This window comes from Dokdonella fugitiva, assembly GCF_014138265.1.
In the GTDB taxonomy this organism is placed as follows: Bacteria; Pseudomonadota; Gammaproteobacteria; order Xanthomonadales; family Rhodanobacteraceae; genus Dokdonella_A; species Dokdonella_A fugitiva_A.
Map to the genome: position 1 here is coordinate 379,356 of NZ_JACGXL010000005.1, position 24,631 is coordinate 403,986.

General features: G+C 71.1%; 19 protein-coding genes and 1 pseudogene. 9 read left to right on the forward strand and 11 right to left on the reverse strand.

Features of this window, described 5'->3' with window-relative positions; all coding sequences use genetic code 11:
* Positions 1–3 precede the first annotated feature (3 nt).
* The gene (locus FHW12_RS16385) at positions 4–2,694 is read left to right on the forward strand and encodes a serine/threonine-protein kinase (RefSeq protein WP_182532111.1); all 2,691 of its coding nucleotides are present in this window, start codon (positions 4–6) and stop codon (positions 2,692–2,694) included.
* Here the strand turns inward: FHW12_RS16385 and xseA are convergent.
* Positions 2,681–4,036 (reverse strand): exodeoxyribonuclease VII large subunit, encoded by a 1,356-nt coding sequence (xseA, locus tag FHW12_RS16390; protein WP_182532112.1) that lies wholly within the window; start codon positions 4,034–4,036, stop codon positions 2,681–2,683. The genes FHW12_RS16385 and xseA overlap by 14 nt on opposite strands.
* 61 nt (positions 4,037–4,097) lie before the next feature.
* Entirely contained in the window at positions 4,098–5,558 is a 1,461-nt protein-coding gene (locus tag FHW12_RS16395; RefSeq protein WP_182532113.1) for a phospholipase D-like domain-containing protein, read from the reverse strand.
* Positions 5,559–5,649: 91 nt separating this feature from the next.
* Here FHW12_RS16395 and FHW12_RS16400 point away from each other — a divergent pair, with 91 nt between their 5' ends.
* From FHW12_RS16400 to FHW12_RS16410, 3 genes are read left to right on the forward strand one after another with little or no spacing between them, the layout of a single operon-like run.
* Positions 5,650–7,320 (forward strand): hypothetical protein, encoded by a 1,671-nt coding sequence (locus tag FHW12_RS16400; RefSeq protein WP_182532114.1) that lies wholly within the window; start codon positions 5,650–5,652, stop codon positions 7,318–7,320.
* Between the two features lie 45 nt (positions 7,321–7,365).
* Positions 7,366–8,616: a flavodoxin-dependent (E)-4-hydroxy-3-methylbut-2-enyl-diphosphate synthase gene (gene ispG / locus FHW12_RS16405; protein ID WP_182532115.1), complete on the forward strand. Its 1,251-nt coding sequence runs from the start codon at positions 7,366–7,368 to the stop codon at positions 8,614–8,616.
* Positions 8,609–9,322 (forward strand): phosphatase PAP2 family protein, encoded by a 714-nt coding sequence (locus FHW12_RS16410; protein WP_182532116.1) that lies wholly within the window; start codon positions 8,609–8,611, stop codon positions 9,320–9,322. The genes ispG and FHW12_RS16410 overlap by 8 nt, the downstream gene beginning before the upstream one ends.
* A 32-nt stretch (positions 9,323–9,354) precedes the next feature.
* Here the strand turns inward: FHW12_RS16410 and FHW12_RS16415 are convergent, their stop codons facing one another.
* The 4 genes from FHW12_RS16415 to FHW12_RS16430 form a co-directional block, all read right to left on the reverse strand.
* Entirely contained in the window at positions 9,355–9,951 is a 597-nt protein-coding gene (locus FHW12_RS16415) for a hypothetical protein (protein ID WP_182532117.1), read from the reverse strand.
* The gene (locus FHW12_RS16420) at positions 9,948–10,817 is read right to left on the reverse strand and encodes a DMT family transporter (protein ID WP_182532152.1); all 870 of its coding nucleotides are present in this window, start codon (positions 10,815–10,817) and stop codon (positions 9,948–9,950) included. The genes FHW12_RS16415 and FHW12_RS16420 overlap by 4 nt, the downstream gene beginning before the upstream one ends.
* A gap of 144 nt (positions 10,818–10,961) precedes the next feature.
* Positions 10,962–11,630: a pyroglutamyl-peptidase I gene (gene pcp / locus FHW12_RS16425; RefSeq protein WP_182532118.1), complete on the reverse strand. Its 669-nt coding sequence runs from the start codon at positions 11,628–11,630 to the stop codon at positions 10,962–10,964.
* Positions 11,631–11,643: 13 nt separating this feature from the next.
* Positions 11,644–12,030, reverse strand: a complete 387-nt coding sequence (locus FHW12_RS16430; RefSeq protein ID WP_182532119.1) for a plastocyanin/azurin family copper-binding protein — start codon at positions 12,028–12,030, stop codon at positions 11,644–11,646.
* A 384-nt stretch (positions 12,031–12,414) separates the two neighbouring features.
* Between FHW12_RS16430 and FHW12_RS16435 the strand changes: the two genes are divergently transcribed.
* Positions 12,415–12,669 (forward strand): hypothetical protein, encoded by a 255-nt coding sequence (locus FHW12_RS16435; protein WP_182532120.1) that lies wholly within the window; start codon positions 12,415–12,417, stop codon positions 12,667–12,669.
* A 263-nt stretch (positions 12,670–12,932) separates the two neighbouring features.
* Here the strand turns inward: FHW12_RS16435 and cysN are convergent, their stop codons facing one another.
* The 5 genes from cysN to FHW12_RS16460 all read right to left on the reverse strand — a co-directional run bounded on the left by cysN (position 12,933) and on the right by FHW12_RS16460 (position 18,062).
* A complete protein-coding gene (cysN, locus tag FHW12_RS16440) occupies positions 12,933–14,837 on the reverse strand; it encodes a sulfate adenylyltransferase subunit CysN (RefSeq protein WP_182532121.1) in 1,905 nt (634 codons plus the stop codon).
* Positions 14,837–15,739 carry a sulfate adenylyltransferase subunit CysD gene (cysD, locus tag FHW12_RS16445; RefSeq protein ID WP_182532122.1) on the reverse strand — a complete coding sequence of 301 codons (903 nt, stop codon included), beginning with the start codon at positions 15,737–15,739 and terminating at the stop codon, positions 14,837–14,839. The genes cysN and cysD overlap by 1 nt, the downstream gene beginning before the upstream one ends.
* A 158-nt stretch (positions 15,740–15,897) precedes the next feature.
* On the reverse strand, positions 15,898–16,452 hold the full coding sequence (locus FHW12_RS16450; RefSeq protein WP_182532123.1) for a lysozyme inhibitor LprI family protein: 555 nt from the start codon (positions 16,450–16,452) through the stop codon (positions 15,898–15,900).
* 98 nt (positions 16,453–16,550) lie between these two features.
* The gene (locus tag FHW12_RS16455) at positions 16,551–17,765 is read right to left on the reverse strand and encodes a beta-ketoacyl-[acyl-carrier-protein] synthase family protein (protein WP_182532124.1); all 1,215 of its coding nucleotides are present in this window, start codon (positions 17,763–17,765) and stop codon (positions 16,551–16,553) included.
* Positions 17,766–17,801: 36 nt separating this feature from the next.
* Complete coding sequence (locus tag FHW12_RS16460; protein WP_182532125.1) at positions 17,802–18,062, reverse strand: acyl carrier protein; 261 nt, start codon at positions 18,060–18,062, stop codon at positions 17,802–17,804.
* A 160-nt stretch (positions 18,063–18,222) separates the two neighbouring features.
* Here FHW12_RS16460 and FHW12_RS16465 point away from each other — a divergent pair, with 160 nt between their 5' ends.
* The 4 genes and pseudogenes from FHW12_RS16465 to FHW12_RS16480 form a co-directional block, all read left to right on the forward strand.
* Entirely contained in the window at positions 18,223–18,582 is a 360-nt protein-coding gene (locus tag FHW12_RS16465; RefSeq protein ID WP_182532126.1) for an EamA family transporter, read from the forward strand.
* 5 nt (positions 18,583–18,587) lie between these two features.
* Complete coding sequence (locus FHW12_RS16470) at positions 18,588–18,977, forward strand: DMT family transporter (RefSeq protein WP_182532127.1); 390 nt, start codon at positions 18,588–18,590, stop codon at positions 18,975–18,977.
* A complete protein-coding gene (locus tag FHW12_RS16475; RefSeq protein WP_182532128.1) occupies positions 18,952–20,193 on the forward strand; it encodes a DegT/DnrJ/EryC1/StrS family aminotransferase in 1,242 nt (413 codons plus the stop codon). Before FHW12_RS16470 ends, FHW12_RS16475 begins: the two co-directional genes overlap by 26 nt.
* Before the next feature lie 946 nt (positions 20,194–21,139).
* Positions 21,140–24,631: pseudogene (locus FHW12_RS16480) on the forward strand (ExeM/NucH family extracellular endonuclease); the annotation flags it as partial.

Genomic DNA, 24,631 nt, shown 5'->3' on the forward strand with positions numbered 1-24,631 from the left:
TCGATGGACGCAGACAACGACCGCATCGAACGGTTGCGCCGCGCGCTCGTGCTCGCGCGCGCGGGACTCGAGCGCGCGCCCGCCGAGCGCGCCGCGTGGCTCGCGCACGAGACCGCGGGCGACGACGCCTTGCGCGATGAAGCCTGGGCCTTGCTGCAACTCGACGGCGCACCGCAGCACGCGTTCGAACGCATCGGCGAGGGCGCCGACGAGCCGGTCGATCCGCTGCTCGGCTCGACGGTCGGGCCGTTCCGCGTCGACCGCCGTATCGGCAGCGGCGGCATGGGCACGGTGTACCGCGCGACGCCGGTCGCCGGCGTGACGCGCCAGCCGGTAGCGCTCAAGGTGGTCAAGCGCGGCATGGATTCGGAGGACGTGCTCGCGCGCTTCATGCGCGAGCGGCAGATCCTCGCCGGGCTCGCGCATCCGAATATCGCGCGCCTCCTCGACGGCGGCCTCACCGGCGACGGCCGGCCGTGGTTCGCGCTCGAGCTCGTCGACGGTGACCCGCTCACCGCGTGGTGCGACGCGCGCAGGCTCGGCCTCGCGCGGCGCGTCGAGCTGTTCCTCGGCGCCTGCGAGGCGGTCGCGTACGCGCATCGCAACCTCGTCGTGCATCGCGACCTCAAGCCGCCGAACGTGCTCGTCACCGCCGGCGGCGAGGTCAAGCTGCTCGACTTCGGCATCGCCAAGCTGCTCGACGGCGCCACCGACGCGACGCGCGCGACGCGTCTCGCGATGACGCCCGAATACGCCGCGCCCGAGCAGTTCTCGGACGGCCCGATCACGACCCAGACCGACGTCTACCAGCTCGGCCTGCTGTTGCACGAACTGCTCGCGGGACTGCGCGCGCAGCGCAGCGGCGAAGGCGGCAACACCGCGCGCTTCGATGCCGACGACGACGGCCTGCTCGCAGAGCGCGCCGCTGCGCGCGGCACCACCGCCGCCGCGCTGCAGCGATCCCTGCGCGGCGACATCGCGCGCATCGTGCGGCGCGCGATGCACCACGACGTCGCGCGACGCTACGCGAGCGTGGCCGCGCTCGCCGACGACCTGCGCCGCTGGTTGCGCAACGAGCCGGTCAGCGCGACCGACGACACGCTCGCCTACCGCGCGCGCATGTTCCTGCGCCGGCATCGCGCCGCCGCGGGCGCGGCTGCGGCGGTCGTGCTCGCACTCGGCGTGGGCCTCGGCCTCGCCTTGCGCGAAGCCCGCGAGTTGCGCCGCGCCGAGCGTTCGACCGAGAACGCGCTCGGGCTGCTGGAGGACGTGTTCCTCGGCGCCGACCCCTGGCGCTCGAAGGGCGGCGACACGCGTGCGACCGACCTGCTCGCGCATGCGCGCAAACGCATCGCGGCGGACAGCGCGCACGATCCGGCGATCGCCGCGCGCCTGCTCGGCGAGATCGGCGCCGTCTACGTTTCACTCGGCGACCGCGCGTCGGCGGAAGGCACCTTGCGCGAGGCGGTCCGCGCCGGCGAACTCGCCGGCGCGGCGGCGGCGCTGCAGACCGATGCCGCGCGTGCGCGCCTCGCGCACTACCGCCTCGTCGTCGACGGCGATCGCGGCGCGCTCGCCGACCTCGACGCGGCGATCGCGGGCCTGCGCGCGTCCGGCGATGCCGGCCGCCTGCCGCTCGCGCAGGCGCTCGAATTCAAGGTCGACGATGCGTTCAACACGGGCGACTACGCGTCGATCCCGCCGCTGTCGAACGAAGCGGTGCAGCTGTACAAGGCAGCCTCGGGCGATGCATCGATCGAAACCTCGGGTGCGCTCGGCAACCAGGCGTCGCTGCTGCGCGCGATCGGTCGCCCCGCCGACGCGCTCGCGCCCGCGGCCGAAGGCTGGCGCATCGTCGGCAAGCTCGGCGACGCGGCGCCACCGGGCGCGTACCTCTACGCGGAACAGCAGTACGCGGGGGCGCTGGCCGCGAATGGCCGCGGTGCCGAAGCCGAGCCGCTGCTGCGCGACGCGCTCTCTCGTGCGCGCGCCGAGATGTCGACGGACCGCGATCTCGTCGACGGCATCGCGTGGGAGCTGGCCAGCACGCAGGCGACGATCGGCCGTTTCGACGATGCGGCGAGCGGCCTGCGCGAACTGCTCACGCGCATCGACATGAAGAGCGCGAACATCGCCGCCGTGCACAACATGCTCGGCAGCGCGGAGTTCGCGCGCGGCCGCGCGCAGGCGGCGCGCGAGGCATACGCGGATGCGACGAAGCTGCTCTGCGGCGAAGATCCGACCACGCCGCCGTGCGTGGTCGTGCGCCTCAATCTCGCCGAAGCGCTCGTCGCGGTCGGTGCCGCGGAGGCGGCGCCGGCGCTGCGCGCACTCGACGTCGACATCGGCAGCGCCGATGGCCGTCCGCGGCGCCGCTGGCAGCTGCTCGAGGCGCGTCGTCTCGCCGCGGCGGAGCAACTCGACGCCGCGCGCGCACAACTCGCGCCGTTGCTCGACGCGGCGCGCGCGGCGCCGACACCGGCGCTCGACGATGCGAACGTGCTCGCGGAAATCGCCGGCATCGAAGCACGCGCGGGCGAGCGCGATGCAGCGCTCGCCGACTACCGCGCGGCGGAACGCCGCCTCGCCGCGATCTGGGTCGGCGAACCGCCGCAGCTCGCGACGATCCGTGCGCGCATCGCGCAACTGGGTGGCACGACGGACGCCGCAGCGGCGGTGGTCAGCGGTCCTTGACCGCGACGGCGATTTCGCCGTCGGCGAGCCGCGCACGCAGCGCACGGCCGGGCGGAGCCTGCGTCACGGAGCGCACGACTTCGCCGCCATCGGCATCGAGCAGGATCGCGTAGCCGCGCTCGAGCGTCGCCAGCGGGCTGACCGCATGCAGGGTGCGCGCGAGTTCGCCGAGCCGCGCGCGGCGTCGCTCGACGCCGTGCCGCGTCGCCAGGCGCAGGCGGTCGATCAGCGCGCGCGCGAGCTCGTCGCGTCGCGCGAGCAGTGCGGCGGGATGCCGGGCGAACAGGCGCAGGCGCAGCTGGCGCGCACGCGCGTCGCGGCGTTCGAGCGCACCGTGGACGCGTTCGAGCAGGCGCCGGCGCAGCGCGTGCAGGCGCTCGTCCGCGCGCGCGAGGCGCGCCTGCGGGCGCTGCGCATTGAGGCGGGCGAGCAGGTGGTCGATGCGCTGCGTGCGCGATTCCAGCGCACGCCGCAGCAGCTGCAGGGCGCGCTGGTGCTGCCGCTCGAGCGCGCGCGACAGGTCGCGCACGTCCGGCACGAGCAGCTCCGCCGCCGCCGACGGCGTCGGTGCGCGCAGGTCCGCGGCGAAGTCGGCGATGGTGAAGTCGATCTCGTGGCCGATCGCGCTGACCACCGGGATCGCGCTCGCGCGGATCGCGCGGGCGACGCCCTCGTCATTGAATGCCCACAGGTCCTCGAGCGAACCGCCGCCGCGGGTGAGCAACAGCACGTCGTGCCGTCGCGCGCGCGACGCGGCGTGCAGCATCGCGACGATCGCCGCCGGCGCCTCGCGGCCCTGCACCGGTACCGGCAGCACCTCGACCATGGCGAGCGGGAAGCGGCGCGCGATCACGCTGAGCACGTCGCGCACCGCGGCACCGCTCGCCGAGGTGAGCACGCCGATGCGGCGCGGCAGCGGCGGCAGCGCGCGCTTGAGCGCGGCCTCGAACAAACCCTCGGCCGCGAGCTTCGCCTTGAGCTGCTCGAACGCGCGCTGCAGTGCGCCTTCGCCGGACTCCTCGAGCGAATCGACGATGAGCTGGAACTCGCCGCGCGCTTCGTACAGGCTCACCCGCACGCGCGCGAGCACGTGCATGCCGTCGGCCGGCTTGAAGCGCAGCCAGGTGCTGCGCGGCCTGAACATCGCGCAGCGCACCTGCGCGCCGCCGTCCTTGAGCGTGAAGTACAGGTGCCCGGAGGCCGGGCGCGAGAAGTTCGAGATTTCGCCCTCGAGCCAGATCAGCGGCAGCGCGTCCTCGAGCAGGTCGCGAACGAGGCGCGTCAGCGCGGACGGCGTGTACACCTCGCGTGCGGCGCGGGAAGGGGCGAGCGGATCGGACATGGCGATGCTGCGCGTACGGCCGCACAGGGTACCGCAAAGCGCGAGCGTGGATGCGGCCCGTTCAGCCCGGCGGGCGCGGCACTTCCTCACCCGCCGGAGGCGCCTTGCGCCGCAGGTCGACGTAGCGCGCGACGAGCGCGACGCCGATCCAGACCGCGAGCAGCGCGAGCGGCCACGCGACGAGGCGCGGCCAGAGCAACGCGAGCACGGCGGCGGCGAGCAGCACGATGCCGGCGACGAGCAGCGGCGTGCATTCGGCCGGGCCGAGCACGCGCCGGTTGGTGATCGCGGCGCCGATCGAGTTGGCGAGGCGCAGCGCGCCGGCCGCGGCGCGACCGGAACTGCCGCCCTGAGCGCGCGCGGCGCGCGGCGCGCCTCCTTCCGCCACGCGCCGCCGCTTCGGCATCTTCAGCACGATTTCGGTCGCGCGCGCGAGATCCTGCTCGTACTGCTCTTCCATGCGGCGCGCGAACGCGTCGTCCTCGATCGCGACGTCGATCTCGCAGTTGCCGATCCAGCTCGCGAGGTTGAGGTTGCTCGAACCGACGCGCGCCCAGCGGCCGTCGGCGACCGCGGTCTTCGCGTGCAGCATCGAGCCGTTCCACTCGAACACGCGGATGCCCGCCTCGAGCAGCGGCCGATAGCCTGCGCGCGACAGCGAGCCGACCGCGGGTATGTCGTTGCTGCCGGGAACGAGCAGGCGCACGTCGACGCCGTCGCGCGCGGCGGCGATCAGCGCCTGCACGTACGGCGCGACGCCGACGAAATAAGCGTCGGTGAGCCAGAGGTTGCGGCGCGCCATGCCGGCGATGAGCTGGTCGAGCCGGTACAGGCCGGCGGTGTTCGGCACGGTCGCGACGACGCGCAGGTCGACGTGGCCGCAGGGCAGGGCGAGCGTCGCGGCGTCCACCGGCAGCGGCTCGCCGAGCTGGCTCCAGACGTCGGCGAACGCGTGCACGAACTCGACGACTGCCGGCCCGCGCACCGCGACCGCAGTGTCGCGCCACGGCTCGATGCCGCGCGCGGGGTCGCCGAGCCAGGTGCCGCTGACGCAGATGCCGCCGACGAAGCCGATCGCATGGTCGACCACGAGCAGCTTGCGGTGGTCGCGCGAAAGCCAGCCGAATGGGCTCGCGAGGCGCGGCCGGTTGTAGGCGCGCACCTCGCCGCCGGCGGCGAGCAGCGGTGCCCAGAAGCGCGCGCCCGACTGGCCGAGGCAGCCGAGCCAGTCGCGCACGACGCATACGCGCACGCCCGCGGCGGCGCGTTCGGCGAGCGCGTCGACGAACTCGCGGCCGAGGGCGTCGTCGCGGAAAATGTAATTCTCGAACAGGATCGTGCCGGTTGCGCCGCGGATCGCGGCGAGCCAGGCGTCGTAGGCGGCACGCGCGTCGATGAGCAACTCGACCTCGTTGCCGGCGAGCAGTGGTGCGCCGGCGGCGCGGCTGAACGACTGTTCGGCGAGCAGGCGCAGCGCCGAAGGGCGGGTCGTCGCCACGGGGGCATGGGCGATCGCGGTCATGCGGCCGAGTGTAGCCGCTGCCGTGGCCAGGCGGTTCGGGTGGCGCGCTCCTTGCACTTCCGGTTCAGGGCGCAGTACAAGGAGCTCGCGCATGAACGTCGCCTATCGCCGCCTCGTCGCTCCGCTGCCGTCGCCCGCCGGCGGCGCATTCGCGCACGACGCGCGTGCGCTGCACGCGTGGATCGACGCATTGCCGATGGCGAACTTCCAGATCGCCGCGCGGCGCATGCTCGACGGCCTGCAGGCGTTCAATCGCACGCGCAGCGACGGCGTGCGCCGGCTCGAGGCATTGGAGACGTTGCGCGGCGCGGTGATGCAGCTCGCTGCCGCGGCCGACAAGCAGATCGTCGGATCGAGCTTCCCGTTGCCCGCGCAGAAGCGCGAACTCGGCGCGCTCGCGCTCGGCTTCCAGGCTGAACTCGCACTCGGTTACCGCCTCGCGCTCGGCGAGCTGTGCACGCCCGCAGGCGCGGTGCCGTTCCTGCGCGGCAAGCAGGTCGTGCTCGCCGCGACGCGCGCGCTGCAGCACGGTGGCGAATGGCTCAACAAGGCGTGCCTGCTGTATCGCACGCCGCCCGCGGGTGCGTGGCAGGCGCTGCACGACGTGCATCGATTCCTCGCTTCGCTGCGCCTCGCCGACCGCGCGATCGAGGACGCGCACGGCAGCGTCGACGCGCGCACCGTCTACGTGCAGGCGCTGCTCGTCGCGCTCGCCAACCCGTACCGCTACACGCAGCGCGAGCAGGGTGAACTGGTCGCGCTCGCGCGCGTGCTCGCGCCGCTCGCACAGCTGCGCGAGCGCGGCGGAAGCGGCGACGTCGTCGTGCGCACCGACGTCGACCGCGGCCCCGGCTACCTGCCGGAGGAGAGCGCGGAAGCGGCGCCGGACGAGATATCGCTGCACCTCGCCTCGCTGCTCGGCGTCGTCGAGGAGCAGCTCGCGACGGTCGAAGGCGCACGCAGCGTGACGATCCGCGGCCGTGGCGGCCCGACCCACGCGATCGAAGCGGCGCTCGCGCGCCGTTTCCTCGCCGGGTGGAGCGCGCACGGCGAGCGCAACCACGCGCGCGTCGGCGGCGGGCACGTGCTCGACACCGTGATCGGCCTGCAGGACCTGCACGCGACGCTCGCCGGCGGCGAGGATTTCGAAACCTTCATGCAGCACGTGCGCGGCCAGGTGATCAGCCTCGCCGACCTCGACTACGGCGCGTCCTGGGCGAAGCGCTCGGGTGGCAGCACGCGCGCCATGCGATTCCCCGCGCGCGTGATCGACCAGGGCCTCGGCGGCTATCGCCTGCTGTGGGAGCGCGGCAGCGGCGGCGAGAGCGTGCGCGCGCGCGTCGCCGAGCTGGTCGGGCTGTCGTTGCCCGCCGGGCCGGACAGCGACCGCAGCGACTGGATGGTCGGCGTCATCCGCTGGATCCGCATCGACGACGAGGGGCGCGTCGACGCCGGCGTCGAACTGCTCGCGCGGCGCGCACTGCCGGTCGGCCTGCGCACGCTCGACGATGCCCGCCGGCCGCCGGTCCGCGGCGTGCTGCTCGCCCCGCTCAACGGGGGGACGCTGAATCCGGAGCCCGGAATCGACTACGATGCGCTGCTGGCATCGACCGAGATCGACCGCAGCGTGCGCGAGCTGGAACTGACCGCGCCGCCCGACCTGATCGGACCGCCGATGCCCGCACGCAGCGCGCGACTGGGTAACCTGCGCGTGCTCGAAGCGACCGGTATCTACCAGCATTTTGGGCTGACCCAGCACTGACCGCGGCGCGGCGGTGCGGGTGCCGCCCTGGAGTCAGACCGCCCCATGAGTTCCAGCGCCATCCCGGACGTCGCGCACGCGCGACGCGCGAGCGTGCCCGTCGCGGTGCGCTCGGTCGTCGTCGGCGGCCGTGCGCCGGTCGTCGTGCAGTCGATGACCAACACCGATACCGCCGACGTCGCCGCGACCACCAAGCAGGTCGCCGAACTCGCGCGCGCGGGTTCCGAGCTCGTGCGCATCACGGTCAACACGCCGGAAGCCGCGGCTGCGGTGCCGCGCATCCGCGAGCGGCTCGACATGACCGGCGTCGGCGTGCCGCTGATCGGCGACTTCCACTACAACGGCCACCAGTTGCTCGAACGCGAACCGGCGTGCGCCGAGGCGCTCGCCAAGTACCGCATCAATCCCGGCAACGTCGGCTTCGGCAAGAAGAAGGACACGCAGTTCGCCGCGATCATCGAGACCGCGCTGCGCTACGGCAAGCCCGTGCGCATCGGCGCGAACTGGGGTTCGCTCGACCAGTCGATGGTCGCCGCGCTGATGGACGAGAACCATGCGCGGGCCGAGCCGTGGGACGCCGCGCGTGTCGGCCGCGAAGCGCTGATCCGTTCGGCTCTCGATTCCGCCGCGCGCGCCGAAGAGCTCGGCCTGGCGCGCGAACGCATCATCCTCTCGTGCAAGGTGTCGGGCGTGCAGGAGCTGATCGCGGTGTATCGCGATCTCGCCGCGCGCTGCGACTACGCGCTGCACCTCGGCCTCACCGAGGCGGGCATGGGTTCGAAGGGCATCGTCGCCTCGAGCGCGGCACTCGCGGTACTGCTGCAGGAAGGCATCGGCGACACGATCCGCATCTCGCTGACGCCCGAGCCGGGCGAAGCGCGCACGCGAGAAGTGATCGTCGCGCAGGAACTGCTGCAGACGATGGGCCTGCGCGCGTTCACGCCGCTGGTCACCGCGTGTCCCGGCTGCGGGCGCACGACGAGTACGCTGTTCCAGGAGCTCGCCAAGACCGTGCAGGACCACGTGCGTGCGAAGATGCCCGAGTGGCGCCTGCGCTACGACGGCGTCGAGAATCTCACGCTCGCGGTCATGGGGTGCGTCGTCAATGGGCCGGGCGAGTCGAAGCACGCCGACATCGGCATCTCGCTGCCGGGCACCGGCGAGGCGCCTGCGGCACCGGTGTTCATCGACGGCAGCAAGGCGATGACCCTGCGCGGCGACAACATCGCGCAGGAATTCGTCGGCATCGTCGAGGACTACGTCGCGCGTCGCTACGCGTCGCGCATGCATGACTGAAGCCGGCGACACCGTACGCGCGGAAGCGCGCTTCGGCGTCGCCTTCCTGCGTCGGCACGGGCTGCTGCTCCTGCTCGTGTTCCTCGGTGTGCTGATCCCGCTCGCCGGGTTCGGCATGCTCGCGCACGAACTGCGCGAGGGCGAAGGGTTCTTCTTCGACGTACCGCTGCTCGAAGCCGCGCACGCGCTCGCGCGCGCGGGGCCCGACCGCTTCTTCGTCGTCGTCGCCGCGCTCGGCTACCAGTGGGGCGTGGTGCCGCTCGACGCCGCGCTGGTCGTCACGCTCGGCTGGCGCCGACGCATGCGCGAGGGCCTGTTCGCCGGCGTCGCGATCATCGGTTCGGCCCTGCTCAACCTCGGTGCGAAGCCGCTGTTCGCGCGCGACCGGCCGAGCCTGTGGGAGTCGATCGCACCCGAGGGCAACTACAGCTTCCCGAGCGGCCACGCGATGGGTTCGATGACGCTCGCCTGCGTGCTCGTGCTGCTGTGCTGGTGGACGCGGTTGCGCTGGCCGGTGTGCGGCGCGGCGATCGTGTTCGTCGCGCTCGTCGGAGCTTCGCGCGTATACCTCGGTGTGCACTATCCGTCGGACATCCTTGCGGGGTGGGCGGCGGCGATCGCGTGGACGTATGCGGTGTACGGAATGGTGTTTCGTGCGGGGACCAGGCCGTGGGGTGGGACGGGTGTGCGTCGCGATGGCGCGTGAGGATTTCCTCGCCGCGCGACGACGTCGCCCACCTAGTTCGAGAACGCATCCCCGCCGAGCGCCTCGCAGCGCTCTACCGCATCGACGCGACTGTGCTGCCAATGCGCGACCCAGCACTCGTCGTAGACCGAGCAGTAGCAGATGTCCATGCCCAGGCGGTGTTCGGCGGCCTTGAACAGCCGGGCGACGTCGCGCTCGTTGAGCTTGATCGGCGCGACCGTCGTCTCGCGGTTCGTGTTCGGCGGGATCACTTCGCCACCGATGCTCGAGGTCGCCATGCTCGGTGAAGTGCTCGGCGCGCCGAGTGCGACGAGCACCTGTTCCCAGTCGTGCATCGGCTTGCCGTCGAGGGTGACGCGCACGGTTTCGACCTTGGCCGGGCCGACGCCATTGTTGTTGACGGTCCAGATGAACGCGTCGCGGTCGACGTTGCTCGAATAGGTGTAGCCGATCGACAGGAACGGCCACACGCTCGCGCGCGCCTGGCTCTGCATGAGACGCGTCTGGTAGGCACCGAGCGCGAGCGCGAACACGCTGACCGCGAGCGCGAGCGCGCTGCCGAGGTCGCTGGTGGTCAGGCGGCGGGCCGCAGCCGGCGCGGCGCCGGTTTCACGCGGGGACCGGCTCATATCTGCGGCTCCGTCTTCGCGGCGATCGCTTCCGCGTGCCGCTGGCGCGCGACCTGCGCTTCGCGGCGTGCGATGTACAGGCTCGCGCCGATCACGATCGCGGCGCCGACGGCGGTCCACGCGTCGACGCGTTCGTCGAACAGCAGCCATGCGAGCGCCGAGACGATCACCAGCTGCAGGTAGCTCAGCGGCGCCAGCGTCGATGCGTCGGCGAGGCGCAGCGCATGCGTCCACAGGTACTGGCCGAGCGTGCCGAGCATGCCGATGACGACGAGCAGCGGCCACGACGCGGCCGGCGGCGACTGCCAGACCGCGAGTGCGAACGGCAGCGACAGCGGTACCCACAGCCAGGTCGTGAGCAGCACGATCGTGTCGGGAGGGTCGCTGCGCGAAAGGAACTTGATGCTGATCGTGACCGCTCCGGTCGATGCCGCCGCGAGCAACGCGACGAGGCTGCCGGCGCTGAAGCCGTCGGTGCCCGGGCGCACGATCACGAGCACGCCGACGAAGCCGGCCACGACCGCGCTCCAGCGACGCATGCGCACGATCTCGCCGAGGAACAATACGGCGCCGATCGTCACGAACAGCGGCGACGAGTACGACAGTGCGATCGCCTGCGCGAGCGGCAGGTGGGCGATCGCCCAGAAGCCGGCGAGCATGCCGAGCGTGCCGATCGCGCAGCGCACGACGTAGAACCAGAGGCGATCGGTGTGCAGTGCGTTCCAGCCGTGGCGCAGCAGCAGCGGCGCGGTCGCGAGCGCGCCGAAGAAGCTGCGGAAGAATGCGATCTCGAACGCGTGCAGGCTGTGCGAGGCGTAGCGGATGAGGATCGCCATGAGGCCGAAGCTGCTTGCGCTCGCGATCATCAGCAGCGCGGCGCGCGCGGGCAGGGGGCTGGCGGGGGAAGCCGCGCCGGCGGCGGGAAGGCTCACGATCGCGGTCGAACCGGAACGACGGGCGCGCAGTCTAGCAGGATCGCGCGCGCCTGCCGTTCGACGGCGCCGCGCCGATCAGTGCGTCGTGCCGCCGCTCGTGCCGAGATCCTCGCGCACGCCGATCGCGCATTCGATCGCGGCGCGCACGCCTTCGATCATCGTCGCGAGCGCCATGCTCGGCTGCCCCGGGCGATGCGCCGCCTGCTGCGGCAGCCATGGCACGTGCACGAAGCCTCCGCGCGCCTGCGGCAGGCGCGTCGCGAGCAGGTGCGCGATCGCGAAGAACGCCTGGTTGCAGACGAACGAGCCCGCGCTCAGCGACGGCCCGGCCGGGATGCCGCGTTCGCGCAGTTGCGCGACGATCGCTTTCGACGGCAGGCTCGTGAAGTAGGCCGGAGGTGCGTCGGCGACGACCGGCACGTCGATCGGTTGCAGGCCGTCGTTGTCGGCGATGCGCGCGTCGACGAGGTTCACCGCGACGCGCTCGAGCGAGATCTCGCTGCGCCCGCCGGCCTGGCCGAGTGCGAGCACGAGCACGGGGCGATGGCGTTCGACGAGATCGTCGAGCAGCGGCAGGGTCGCCGCGAACGACACCGGCAGGACATGGCCGACGACGCGGTGCCCGGCGATCGTCGCGCCGTCGAGTGCGCGCACGATGTCCTGCGACGGGTTGACGACCTCGCCGCCGAACGGCTCAAAACCGGTCAGCAGCACGCGGGGGACGCCGGGGCGTGGTTCGGGCATGTCGGGACGTGGTTCAGTCGACGTCGAACGACTGCAGCTCGACCGGCGTGCTCGGCAGCACGATGAGCGTGCCGCGCATGCCGTTGCTCGGCGTGCCGTGCGTCTCGCAGTAGTAGCCGATCGTCGCGGCGGTCGGGAACACGCGACTGAAGTGCCAGATGTTGTTGGCGGCGGCGCCGTCGCCACCCTGGCCGTCGCCGTCGCAACCGTTCGCGCAGCGGAAGGCGTTGTCGTTCGCCTTCACGTTGTGCGTGCCGCCGCTGTTGCGGAACGTGACGCGATCACCCGCGGCGATCGTGAGTTCGGCCGGGTTGAACGTCTGTCCGGGGCCGACCAGCACGACGTAGTCGGCCGCATGCACGGGCAGGGTGAACAGGGCGAGGAGGGGCAGCAGGCGCATCGACACAGGGTACGCGGCCGGCGGTGCGATGCAAACGGGGCAGCTCGGGGCGGATCGTCGCTGATGAAGTCCGGCCCGCCGATGTAGGAAATCTCCGACAGCTCGCGGCGCGTGCTTCGCACACGGCAGTGCGCCGTTTGCGGGACGACGCGATCGATCCCGGGGCGCACAGTGCGCCCCAGGAACAGCGATGGATCGCGGCAAGGATGCACTTGCTCCCGCCCGGGGGCAGCACGGCGCAGGACGCGCCGTCGACGGTCGGGCGACCGACCGCAGGAACCGGAATCGGCGGAGGCCGGATCCGGTTCGACCGCGCGGCGGCCCTGCCGCCGCGCGGCTGGAATGCGCGCAGCGGCTGAGCGCCGGGCGCGCGCGGAGATCGCGATGAAGAAACGCAAGCCGCTGCATCTGGACGCCCTGCAGGCCGGCGTCGTGCGCAAACTCGCGCAGCACGCCTGTGCCGACCTGTGCGAGCCCGCGATGCTCCGCCGCAGCGACGACATGCTCGCGAGGGCGCGCGTGATCCATGCGGCGTTGTCGACGCGCCGCCGCTTCAAGGCGCTGTACGAGCGCAGTCGCGAGTTGCAGACCGCGCTCGAGCGCTTCAAGGCGCGGCGCACGCAGATCCGCGGCGCATGAACGCGCGCACTGCCGAGGAAGGCATGTCGGGTGGCGTCGCGCTCGCGGTGCTCGTCATCTGCTGCGCGATGATGGCGACGCTGCTCGCGCTCGCATCGACATAGGAAAGGTCCGCGCGACCACGTTTGGGCCGGCCTGCGCGCGTCGCCGCTCGGCGACTTTACCGCGCGCATCGTGACTCGCGACGCCGAAACCCACCTCAGATCGTCGGACGGATCACGCCGCGCCGGATCAGGGCCTCGACGATCGCCCTCGCCGATTCCTCAGATCGTCGGACGGATGACGCCGCGCCGGACCAGGGCTTCGACGATCGCGCTCGCCGATTCCTCCGGCGACTGCTCCATCGTGCGCAGGTGCAGTTCGGGCGCGGCCGGCACTTCGTAAGGCGAGTCGATGCCCGTGAAATTCTTCAGTTCACCGCGGCGCGCCTTGCGATAGAGCCCCTTCGGATCGCGCTGCTCGACGACGTCGAGCGGCGTGTCGACGAAGACCTCGATGAACTCGCCGTTTTCGACCATGCCGCGCGCGAGCTGTCGCTCGGAGCGGAACGGCGAGATGAACGCGGTGATGACGATGAGCCCCGCGTCGACCATGAGCCTGGCGACCTCACCGATGCGGCGGATGTTCTCGACGCGATCGGCGTCGGTGAAGCCGAGGTCCTTGCTGAGGCCGTGGCGCACGTTGTCGCCGTCGAGCAGGTAGGTGCGCGCGCCGAGCGCGTGCAGCTGGCGCTCGACGATGTTCGCGATCGTCGACTTGCCGCTGCCGGACAGGCCCGTCAGCCAGAGCACGCACGGCGCGTGGCCGCTCTGGCGGATGCGCGCCTGCTTGTCGACTTCGACCGCCTGCCAGTGGATGTTCTGCGAGCGGCGCAGCGCGAAATGCAGCAGTCCGGCGCCGACGGTCTGGTTGGTGTAGCGGTCGATGACGATGAAGCTGCCCATGTCGCGATTGCTCGCGTACGGGTCGAACGCGACCGCGCGGTCGAGCGTGAGGTTCGCGACGCCGATGCCGTTGAGTTCGAGCGTCTTCGCGGCGAGATGGTCGAGGCTGTTGACGTCGACCGCGTACTTCGGCTGGCCGAACGAAGCGCCGAGCGTGGTCGCACCGAGCTTCACCAGGTAGGGCCGGCCGGGCAGCATCGGCGCGTCGGCCATCCACACCAGGGTCGCCTCGAACTGGTCGGCGAGGCCGGCGGGGTCGTCCGCCGCGCAGATCACGTCGCCGCGGCTGATGTCGATCTCGTCGGCGAGCGTGAGCGTGACCGACTGGCCCGTGCGCGCCTCGGCGAGGTCGCCGTCGAACGTGACGATGCGCGCGACCGCCGAGGTCCTGCCGGACGGCAGCACGCGCACCGCGTCCCCGGGTCGCACGCGGCCACCGAGGATGCGGCCGGAATAGCCGCGGAAATCCAGGTCCGGGCGATTCACCCATTGCACCGGCAGGCGCAGTGGTCCCGTCGGTTCGCCGTTGCCGACATCGACGGTTTCGAGGTGCTGCAGCAGGCTCGGGCCGCGGTACCACGGCGTGCGCGCGCTCGGCGCGCTCAGGTTGTCGCCGCGAAGTGCCGACAGCGGGATCGCGACGACGTCGTCGATGCCCAGCTGCGCGGCGAACGCGCGGTAGTCGCGCTCGATCGCCTCGAACGCGTCGCGCGACCAGTCGACGAGATCGAGCTTGTTGACCGCGAGCACGACCTTGCGGATGCCGACGAGCGAGACGAGGTAGCTGTGCCGGCGCGTCTGCGTGAGCAGGCCCTTGCGCGCATCGACGAGGATCACGGCCAGGTCGGCGGTCGACGCGCCGGTGATCATGTTGCGCGTGTACTGCTCGTGGCCGGGCGTGTCGGCGACGATGAACTTGCGTCGTTCGGTCGCGAAGAAGCGGTAGGCGACGTCGATCGTGATGCCCTGTTCGCGCTCGGCGCCGAGGCCGTCGAGCAGCAGCGCGAAGTCGAGTTCGTCGCCTTGGGTGCCGAACTTGCGCGAATCGCCCTCGAGCGCGGCGAGTTGGTCGTCGAACAGCGCCTTCGATTCGTGCAGCAGGCGGCCTATCAGCGTGCTCTTGCCGTCGTCGACGCTGCCGCAGGTGATGAAGCGGAGCAGGCTCTTCGACTGCTGCGCGGCGAGGTAGGTCTCGACGTCCTCGATGCGGGCTCCGGCGTTCATCAGAAATATCCCTCGGCCTTCTTCTTCTCCATCGAGGCGCCCGCGTCCTGGTCGATCAGGCGGCCCTGGCGCTCGCTCGTGCGCGCGACGAGCATCTCGCGGATGATCGCCGGCAGCGTGTCGGCGTCGGATTCGATCGCGCCGGTGAGCGGGTAGCAGCCGAGCGTGCGAAAGCGCACGCGGCGCAGCGCCGGCGTCTCGCCTTCGCGCAGGGGAAAGCGCTCGTCGTCGACCATCACGAGCGTGCCGTCGCGCATCACCACGGGGCGCTCCGCGGCGAGGTACAGCGGCACGATCGGGATGTCCTCGGCGAGGATGTACTGCCAGATGTCGAGTTCGGTCCAGTTCGACAGCGGGAACACGCGGATGCTCTCGCCCTTGTTCTTGCGCGCGTTGTAGAGCCGCCACAGCTCGGGGCGCTGGTTCTTCGGATCCCACTGGTGCTGCGCCGAGCGGAACGAGAACACGCGCTCCTTCGCGCGCGATTTCTCCTCGTCGCGACGCGCGCCGCCGAAGGCGAGATCGAAGCCATGCTGGTCGAGTGCCTGCTTGAGCCCTTGCGTCTTCCACACGTCGGTGTGCAGCGCCGAGCCGTGGGTGAACGGGTTGATGCCGAGGCGCACCGCTTCGGGATTGCGGTGGACGATGAGCTCCTGCCCCGATTCGCGCGCCATGCGGTCGCGCAACTCGTACATCGCGCGGAACTTCCAGGTCGTGTCGACGTGCAGCAGCGGGAACGGCGGCCGTGACGGGAAGAACGCCTTGCGCGCGAGGTGCAGCATGACCGAGCTGTCCTTGCCGATCGAGTAGAGCATGACCGGCCGCTCGGCTTCGGCGACCGCCTCGCGCAGGATGTCGATACTCTCGGCTTCGAGGCGTTGCAGGTGGGTCAGCGCGGTCATCGGGCGAAGACTGGAGAAAACGCGAGTTTACGGCCTCGCGGACACCGCCCGCCATGCCGCGTGGGCATGTCCTCAGAACGTTCCCGCGCCGGTGCCCGGCGTCGTCGCCGTAGGCGGCCGCGGCGGCCCCGGTCGGAGGCCCGGCCGCCCGCTCGCGTTCAGCGGTACTGCGCGCAGAACGCAGGCGCGTTCTTGTCGATCATCGCGCAACCGCGTTTGATTTCGTCGACAATGAGCCCGCACGCGTTGGCGACGTTGCACGGTGGATGCGTCGCGGGGGAAACCTGCTGGCACTGCGCGACGTATTCCTCGGCCTTCGCTGCGCCGACCTCGGCCCGGCAACTGCCCGCCGCGGCCGGCGCCGCATCTGCCGTCGCCTTGCGTGGCACGCAGCCTGCGTCGTCGGCGGCGCAGTCGAGCTCGCTGCGCAACTGCTGCGTGCGCTGCTGCGTGAGCCCGGCGACGCAGCTCGCGTGCGCCGTTCCGGTGGCGCCCGCATCGTCGTGTCCTTGCGCCTTGAACGCGCATTCCTTGTCGCGGAAGGCGACCCACGCGCGCTGCGCATCGCGCAGTCGCTCGAGGTTGCCGCCCTCGAGCTTCGCGGTGAGGCTGCGGTAGGTCGCATTGAGCTCGGCGTCGGCCGTCGCCGCGTCGTCGGCGGCGTACAGCGGCAGCGAGCAGAGCAGCAGTCCGGCGAACACGATCCGCGTCATGGCGTCTCCTGGTGCGGGCAAACGGGGAATCGAACCGCATGCACGATACAACGCGCGGCGCGCGCCGGCATCCGCGATCGCGGAAACGCGGCGCCGGCCTAGGGTGCGCGGCGCAGCGCGAGGACGGCGTTGAGGCCGCCGAATGCGAAGGAATTGCTGAGCGCGGCGCGCACCGGGCGCTCGCGCGCGCCGTTGGCGACGTAGTCGAGGTCGCACTCGGGATCGGGATCGAGGAAATTCATCGTCGGCGGCACGACGCCGTCGCGCAAGGCGCCGATCGTCGCTACGAGCTCGATCGCGCCGGCCGCGCCGAGCGCGTGCGCGTGCATCGACTTCGTCGACGACACCGCGAGCGCGTCGGCATGCGCGCCGAACACGCGGCGGATCGCCTTGCTCTCGGTCGGGTCGTTCGCCGGCGTGCCGGTGCCGTGCGCGTTGACGTAGCCGACCTCATCGATGCCGATGCCGCCGTCGGCGAGCGCACGCGCGATCGCCTTCGCCGCGCCGGCTTCCGACGGGAAGACGATGTCGCCGGCGTCGGCCGACATGCCCGCGCCGGCGAATTCGGCGAGGATCGTCGCACCGCGGCTTTGCGCGCGCTCCAGCGTCTCGAGCACGAACACCGCGGCGCCTTCGCCGAGCACCATGCCGCGGCGCTGCCTGGAGAACGGCCGGCAGGTGTCGTCGGCCATCACGCGCATCGCTTCCCAGGCACGGATCACGCCGAGCGTGATGCACGCTTCGCTGCCGCCTGCGACCGCGGCGTCGGCGACGCCGCTGCGCACCATGTGGAATGCCTGCGCGAGCGCGTGGTTCGCCGACGCGCACGCGCTCGAGGTCGCGAACGACGGGCCGGTCAGCTTGTGTTCGATGCAGATCTGGCTCGCCGGCGCGTTCGCCATCAGGCGCACGATCGTGAGCGGATGCGTGCGCGGATTGTTCTCCGCGTACAGGCGGCGCGAGGCCTCGTCGTGGGTCTGCTCGCCGCCGATGCCGGTGCCGATCACCACCGCGGTGTTCTCGCCGAGGCCGTCGGCGTCGAAGTCGATGCCCGACTGCGCGATCGCCTCGCGCGCGGCGACGAGCGCGAACTGCGACACGCGGTCGAGCAGGATCAGCTTCTTCTCTTCGAAGTGGGCGAGCGGATCGAAGCCCTGCACTTCGGCGGCGATGCCGAAACGCAGGCCGTCGCGCGGCATGCTCGTGATCGGGCCGATCGCGACGCGGCCCTCGCGCATCGCCGACCAGGTGGCGGTTGCACCGAGGCCGAGCGGCGTGACTGCGCCCATGCCCGTGATGACGACGCGCTGCATGCGGTTCCCTCGCCGGATTGCCGTCCGCCGCGCCGCTCAGGGCACGGGCTGCGTCGCCTGTTCGGCCAGCAGCTTCTCGACGGTCTCGATCAGGCCCTTGACCGATTCGGTGTCGAACTTCGGGTCGCGGTCGGGCATCGTGATCTTGAAGTGGTCCTCGATCTCGAAAATGATCTGCACCGCGTCGAGCGACTGGATTTCGAGATCCTTCAGCGTCGCGTCCGGCGTGATGCGGGCGCGATCGATGCCCGATTCCTTCGCGATGATGTCGAACACGGTGTCCTGCACGCTGCTCATTCCACGTCTCCTCGGATTCGTCGCGCATCGACGGCGGCGACGCGGGCAGGCGGCATGATCGCCGGGCGTGCCGCGATCTTCAAGCAGCGCGGCCGCGCGCTTCGACTTGAAGGCGTCGCGCGGGCATACTGCGCCGCCCGTCGCACGCCAGCAGGAACCGATGTCCGCCACCGTCGTCATGCTCTGGCTGGCCAACATAGTGCTCGATACTTTCGGGCAACTTTCGTTCAAGGCCGCCGCCGCCGGACCGGACCTCGGCGAGGGGCTCGCGCGCTGGAAGGCGATGGCGCGACGGCCGTGGATCTGGTCGGGCATCGCCTGCTACGTCGGCGAGTTCCTCGTCTGGCTCGCGTTCCTCTCGCTGGTGCCGCTGTCGGAGGGCGTGCTGCTCGGCTCGATCAACATCGTCGCGGTGATGATCGCCGGGCGCGTGCTGTTCGCCGAGAAGCTTTCACCGATGCGCACGCTCGGCATCCTGCTCATCGCCGCGGGCGTCGCGGTCGTCGGCGTCGGGGGCTGAACGCGATGCGTCGCTTCTATCTCGTCGGCTTCCTCGTGCTGGTCTGCTTCGACACCTTCGCGCAGATCTGCTTCAAGCTCACCGCGAACCACGCGCTGCCGCCGGAGGCGAACCTCGCCTGGACGTTGCGCGTGTTGTCGTCGCCGTGGGTGTACTGCGCGATCGCGTGCTACGTCGGCGCGTTCGTGACCTGGATGACCCTGCTCGAACACGCGCCGATCGGTCCCGCGTTCGCCGCCTCGCACCTCGAGGTGATCAGCGTGATGGCGCTGTCGGTCGTGCTGTTCGGCGAGCACATCGGCACGCCGCAGTGGATCGGCAGCGCGCTCATCATCGCCGGCATCGTCTGCCTCGCGATCAGCGAAACCGATGGCGACGCGCCCGCACCGCACTGAGGCGCCGCCCACGGCGGGGCTACCGCCGCGTTGGGGCGACCTGTGGCCGACCGCGCCGCGGCGCGGCCGCCTCGAACGGCAGGCCGCCGCCTTCGTCGGCGTCGACGATGTGCAGGCGGAGTGCTCGGGTACGGCGGCGCTCGTCGTCGCGCTCACCGCGATGCATCGCCTCTCCGGCCGGCGCGTCGTCGTCGTGCCTGCCTACACCTGCCCGCTGGTCGCGATCGCGGTCGCGCATTGCGGCCTCGAACTGCGCCTGTGCGACCTCGCGCCGGGTTCGATCGACTTCGATGCGCAAGCGCTCGCGCGCGCCTGCGACCGCGACGTGCTCGCGGTGCTGCCGACGCATCTCGCCGGCCGCGTCGCCGACGTCGCGACGGCGGTCGCGCTCGCGCGGGCGGTCGGCGCGTTCGTGATCGAGGACGCAGCGCAGGCCTTCGGAGCGCGCCGCGAACGGCGTTCGGTCGGCCTCGACGGCGACGCCGGCTTCTTCAGCCTCGCGGTCGGCAAGGGCCTGACGACCTATGAAGGCGGCCTGCTCGTGAGCGCGGATGCGAGCCTGCGGCGCGAGCTGTGGCGCACGAGCCGGGAGATCGTGCCGTGGCGCCTTGACTGGGAACTGCGCCGCTCGCTCGAGCTGCTCGGCTACCATGCGTGCTACCGCCCATCGCTGCTCCGCCTCGCCTACGGCGCGCCGCTGCGGCGGGCGCTGCGTCGTGGCGATCCGGTGGCTGCGGTCGGCGACGATTTCCCGATGCGCATCCCGCTGCACACGCTCGGCCGCTGGCGGCGCAACGTCGGTGCGCGTGCGTTCGCGCGCCTGGCTGCGTTCGTCGCCGATTGCACCTTGCGCGCGCGTCGGCGGCGCGAACGGCTCGCCGCGATCGCGGGCGTCGAGGTGCTTGGTGATCCCGGCGGCGCGGAGGGCACCTGGCCGTTCTTGTTGCTGCAACTGGCCGACGAGGCGACGCGCGACGCGATCCTCGCTCGCCTCTGGGGCGAGGGCAGCGGCGTGAGCCGCCTGTTCATCCATGCGTTGCCCGACTATCCCTACCTGCGCGGTGTGGTCGCCGCAGCCGACGTGCCCAATGCGCGCCGGTTCGCCGCGACGACGCTGACGATCTCCAACAGTCCCTGGCTCGACGACGCGGATTTCGAGTCCATATGTACCGTGATCGGCCAGGAGCTGCTGGCGGCGCGCGCGCCAACGCCCTGAGCGCAATGCGGGGCGTCATCCGGCTGTCGCATGCCGTGGGCATGCTGGTGGGGCAACCCGACCCCGCCCGGTGACCGAGCGGAATTTGCTGCGCCGCGTCAATGCGTTCGCGTTTTGATCGGTAGACTGCCCGGGCTGCAGCCACTGTGCAGCCCATCTCCCAGGGGAAATCGTGATGTCGTTCCAATTCGAGCGCTCGCGCAAGGCGCGGGCCGATCGTCCTTTCGTTTCAATTTCCGCGAAGGCGGCCGGCGCTCTGCTGCTGCTTTCGCTCGCGGCGCCGTCGTTCGCGCAGGTCTCGCTGACCACGCTCGACACGCCGTACACGCAGAATTTCGACGCGCTGCCGAACACGGGCACGACCAACGCCTGGACCAACAATGCCACGTTGGCGGGCTGGTACGCGCAGAAGACATCGGGCACCGTCGTCCTCATCGCCAGCGACGGGTCGTCGAACACGGGTGGCCTGTACAGCTTCGGTACCACGGCGGCGACCGAGCGCGCGCTGGGTTCGGTCGAGTCGAGCGGCACCGGCACGATGTACTACGGCCTGCGCCTGGCGAACAACACGGGCTCGACGATCACCTCGCTCGACGTTTCCTACAACGGCGAGCAATGGCGTGACGGCAACGCGACGGCGCAAACGGTCGCGTTCTCCTACGCGACCGCGGCGAGCTTCACCGGTTCGCTGGCGGAGTTCCAGGCCGCCGGCACGAACGTGGCCGCGTTGAACTTCACCAGCCCGGTCAACACGGCCGGTGCCGTCGCCGTCAACGGAAACACGACGGGCCGCGTCAACGGCATCGCGACGACCATCACCGGGCTCAGCATTCCCGCCGGCACGGAAGTCATGCTGCGCTGGACCGATACGCGCCCCGCATCCGGTTCGGACCACGGCCTCGCCATCGATGATGTCTCGGTGACGCCGCACGCTGCCGTCTCGCAGCCGAACCTCAGCATCAACGACGTGTCGGTCACCGAGGGCGACGCCGGCACGGCCACTGCGACGTTCACCGTGAGCCTGTCGCAGCCGGCCGGCGCGGGCGGCGTCACGTTCGACATCGCGACCGCCGACGGCACCGCGAGCGCGGGCAGCGACTACGTCGCGAGCTCGTTGACCTCGCAGACGATCCCGGCCGGCAGCACGACCTATGCCTTCAACGTCACCGTCAACGGCGACGTGCTGCCCGAGGCCAACGAGACCTACTTCGTCAACGTGACCAACGTCACCGGCGCGGTCGTGACCGACGGCCAGGGCCTGGGCACGATCGTCGACAACGACGCGCCGCACCTGTCCATCGCCGACGTCTCGCACGCCGAAGGCAACGCGGGCACGACGAGCTACGCGTTCACCGTGTCGCTGACGCAACCGGCGGGCCCGGGTGGCGTCACGTTCGACATCGCGACCGCCGACGGCAGCGCGACCGCGCCGTCCGACTATACCGCGCAGTCGCTCACCGGCCAGACGATCCCGGCCGGCAGCACGAGCTACACGTTCACCGTGCTCGTCAACGGCGACACGACGAGCGAGCCGGACGAGGCGTTCAACGTCAACGTCAGCAACGTCGCCAACGCGACCGTCGACGACGCGCAGGCGGTCGGTACGATCGTCAACGACGACGTCAACAAGATCCACGACGTGCAGGGCAACGGCGCCGCGACGCCGATCCCGGGCGCGACCGTCACCGTGGAAGGCGTCGTCACCGCCGAATTCCTCGGCTCGGCCAAGCTCAGCGGCTTCTTCCTGCAGGAAGAGGACGCCGATGCCGACGCCGACCCGAACACCTCGGAAGCGATCTTCGTGTTCTGCGGCTCGTGCACGGCGGGTTCGATCGCCGAGGGCCAGCGCGTGCGCGTGACCGGCGTGGTCAGCGAATTCTTCAACATGACCGAGCTGACGCCGCCGTCGGCCGCGTCGGTCGTCGTCACCGACGCCGGCAACCATCTCGCCGAAGTCACGCCGACGACGATCTCGCTGCCGGTCGTGGGCGACATCGACGCCTACTACGAGGCGCGCGAAGGCATGCTCGTCACCTTCGTCGACACGCTCACGGTGTCCGAGTTCTTCGAACTGCCGCGCTACGGCCAGATCGAGCTGCTGCAGGGCGGCCGTTCGCGCACGTTCACCGAAGACAATGCGCCGAGCGTCGCCGGCCTCACCGCGCACCTCGACAACCTCGCGCGCCGTCGCGTCATCCTCGACGACGACAACAACGTGCAGAATTCCGTGCTCGCGCAGCCGAACGGCCAGCAGGCGATGTACTGGCCGCACCAGAACGGCGGCTTCGGCGTCGGCACGCAGGGCGTCGACTACTTCCGCGGCGGCGACACGGTCTCTGGCCTCACTGGCGTGCTGCATTGGTCGTTCGCCGGCCTGACCGGCACCGACGCATGGCGCATCCGCCCGACGACGGCGCATCCGGTCGCGTTCACGCCGGTCAACACGCGCCCGGCGACGCCGCCGAACGTCGGCGGTTCGATCCGCGTGGTCGGCATGAACCTGCTCAACTACTTCACGACGATCGACACGACGTCGAGCTCGAGCTCGGGTCCGTGCGGTCCGGGCGGCACGCTCGACTGCCGCGGTGCGGACAGCGTCGCCGAGCTCAATCGCCAGCGCGAACGCGCGTCGATCGTGATCTGCACGCTCAACCCCGACATCGCATCGTTCATGGAGCTCGAGAACACCACGCCGAGCGACACGATCAACGACCTGCTCGGTGCGGTGAACACGCGCTGCGGCGGCGCGCATCCCTACGCGGCCGCGAGCACCGGCGGAACGCTCGGTACCGACGCGATCCGCGTGCAGATCGTCTATCGCACCGGCGTCGTCTCGCCGGTCGGTTCGCCGCTCGTCGACCTCGACTCGATCCACGACCGTCCGCCGACCGCGCAGACGTTCGACGTCATCGACGCGACCAATCCCGCGTTCGGCAAGCGCTTCACCGTCGTCGCGAACCACCTGAAGTCGAAGGGCAGCTGCCCCGGCAGCGGCGTCGATGCCGACCAGGGCGACGGCCAGGGCTGCTGGGCGTCCAAGCGCACGCAGCAGGCGACGCGCACGATGACGTGGCTCACCAACACCGTGATCCCGGCCGCGGGCGATCCGGACGTGCTGCTGCTCGGCGACTTCAACTCGTATGCGAGCGAGACGCCGGTCACCACGCTCGAAGCCGGTGGCTATGCCGACATGGAAACCGTGCTGCACGGCACGAATGCGTACTCGTACCAGTTCGACGGCGAACTCGGCCATCTCGACTACGCGTTCGCCAACGCGAGCCTGCAGTCGCAGGTCACCGGCGCCGACGCCTGGCACATCAATGCGGACGAAGTTCCGTCGTTCGACTACAACGACGAGATCCGCGACACCGGCGAAGCGGCGCAGGAAGAGAAGCCCGACGGTTCCACGCTGGTGCCGCCGCGCGTCGTGTGGGAGCCGGGCACGCCGTATCGCGCGTCCGACCATGATCCGGTCGTCGTCGGCCTGTTCGGCAGCACCGATCTCGCGATCACCGTGAGCGACTCGCCGGATCCGGTCACCGCGGGCAACAACCTCACCTACACCGTCACCGCGACCAACAACGGTCCGGCGACGGCGCCGTCGGCGAGCTGGAGCGACACGCTGCCGGCAGGCACGAGCTTCGTTTCGCTGCCGGCCGTCGCCGGCTGGAGCTGCACGACGCCGGCGGTCGGCGCGACCGGCACGATCAACTGCAGCAACGCGTCGTTCGCGGTCGGCAATGCGGTATTCACGCTGACCGTTTCGGTGTCGTCCGGCGTCGCCGGCGGTACCGTGCTCGGCAACACCGTGACGATCACCAGCAGCCTCGGTGACAGCGCGCCGGGCAACAACAGCGCGACCGCGACGACCACGGTCGCGGGTGCGCCGCAAGGCCACCTCACGATCTCGCCGACGAGTATTCCGTTCGGCAACCAGACGGTCGGCACGACGAGTGCGGCGCAGACGGTCACGCTCGGCAACGACGGCACTGCGTCGCTGAACGTGACGGCGCTGACGCCCGCGGCCGCGCCGTTCGCGCGCGCCGGCGGCACCTGCGCGAACTCGCCGCCGATCACGATCGCGGTCGGTTCGAGCTGCACGCTGACCTACACGTTCGCGCCGGCGGCCGCGGGCGCGGCCAACCAGACGCTGACGGTGACCGCGAACGCGCCGGGCAGCGGCACGATCGCGCTGAGCGGCACGGGCGTGCCTGTCACGCACACGGTGACGCCGAGCGTCGGCACGCCGTCGGGCTCGATCAGCCCGAGCACGCCGCAGACGGTCAACGATGGTGCGACGACGGCGTTCACGCTGACGGCCAATGCGGGTTTCCACATCGACGCGGTGGGCGGCACCTGCGGCGGCAACCTCGCCGGCGGCACCTACACGACGAATGCGGTCACGGCCGATTGCACGGTGATCGCCAACTTCGCCGCG

Bases quoted from the DNA above. Each gene is read 5' to 3' on its own strand.
- FHW12_RS16385 (WP_182532111.1), top strand. From the start codon at position 4: ATGGACGCAGACAACGACCGCATCGAACGGTTGCGCCGCGCGCTCGTG.
- xseA (WP_182532112.1), bottom strand. From the start codon at position 4,036: ATGTCCGATCCGCTCGCCCCTTCCCGCGCCGCACGCGAGGTGTACACG.
- FHW12_RS16395 (WP_182532113.1), bottom strand. From the start codon at position 5,558: ATGACCGCGATCGCCCATGCCCCCGTGGCGACGACCCGCCCTTCGGCG.
- FHW12_RS16400 (WP_182532114.1), top strand. From the start codon at position 5,650: ATGAACGTCGCCTATCGCCGCCTCGTCGCTCCGCTGCCGTCGCCCGCC.
- ispG (WP_182532115.1), top strand. From the start codon at position 7,366: ATGAGTTCCAGCGCCATCCCGGACGTCGCGCACGCGCGACGCGCGAGC.
- FHW12_RS16410 (WP_182532116.1), top strand. From the start codon at position 8,609: ATGACTGAAGCCGGCGACACCGTACGCGCGGAAGCGCGCTTCGGCGTC.
- FHW12_RS16415 (WP_182532117.1), bottom strand. From the start codon at position 9,951: ATGAGCCGGTCCCCGCGTGAAACCGGCGCCGCGCCGGCTGCGGCCCGC.
- FHW12_RS16420 (WP_182532152.1), bottom strand. From the start codon at position 10,817: ATGATCGCGAGCGCAAGCAGCTTCGGCCTCATGGCGATCCTCATCCGC.
- pcp (WP_182532118.1), bottom strand. From the start codon at position 11,630: ATGCCCGAACCACGCCCCGGCGTCCCCCGCGTGCTGCTGACCGGTTTT.
- FHW12_RS16430 (WP_182532119.1), bottom strand. From the start codon at position 12,030: ATGCGCCTGCTGCCCCTCCTCGCCCTGTTCACCCTGCCCGTGCATGCG.
- FHW12_RS16435 (WP_182532120.1), top strand. From the start codon at position 12,415: ATGAAGAAACGCAAGCCGCTGCATCTGGACGCCCTGCAGGCCGGCGTC.
- cysN (WP_182532121.1), bottom strand. From the start codon at position 14,837: ATGAACGCCGGAGCCCGCATCGAGGACGTCGAGACCTACCTCGCCGCG.
- cysD (WP_182532122.1), bottom strand. From the start codon at position 15,739: ATGACCGCGCTGACCCACCTGCAACGCCTCGAAGCCGAGAGTATCGAC.
- FHW12_RS16450 (WP_182532123.1), bottom strand. From the start codon at position 16,452: ATGACGCGGATCGTGTTCGCCGGACTGCTGCTCTGCTCGCTGCCGCTG.
- FHW12_RS16455 (WP_182532124.1), bottom strand. From the start codon at position 17,765: ATGCAGCGCGTCGTCATCACGGGCATGGGCGCAGTCACGCCGCTCGGC.
- FHW12_RS16460 (WP_182532125.1), bottom strand. From the start codon at position 18,062: ATGAGCAGCGTGCAGGACACCGTGTTCGACATCATCGCGAAGGAATCG.
- FHW12_RS16465 (WP_182532126.1), top strand. From the start codon at position 18,223: ATGTCCGCCACCGTCGTCATGCTCTGGCTGGCCAACATAGTGCTCGAT.
- FHW12_RS16470 (WP_182532127.1), top strand. From the start codon at position 18,588: ATGCGTCGCTTCTATCTCGTCGGCTTCCTCGTGCTGGTCTGCTTCGAC.
- FHW12_RS16475 (WP_182532128.1), top strand. From the start codon at position 18,952: ATGGCGACGCGCCCGCACCGCACTGAGGCGCCGCCCACGGCGGGGCTA.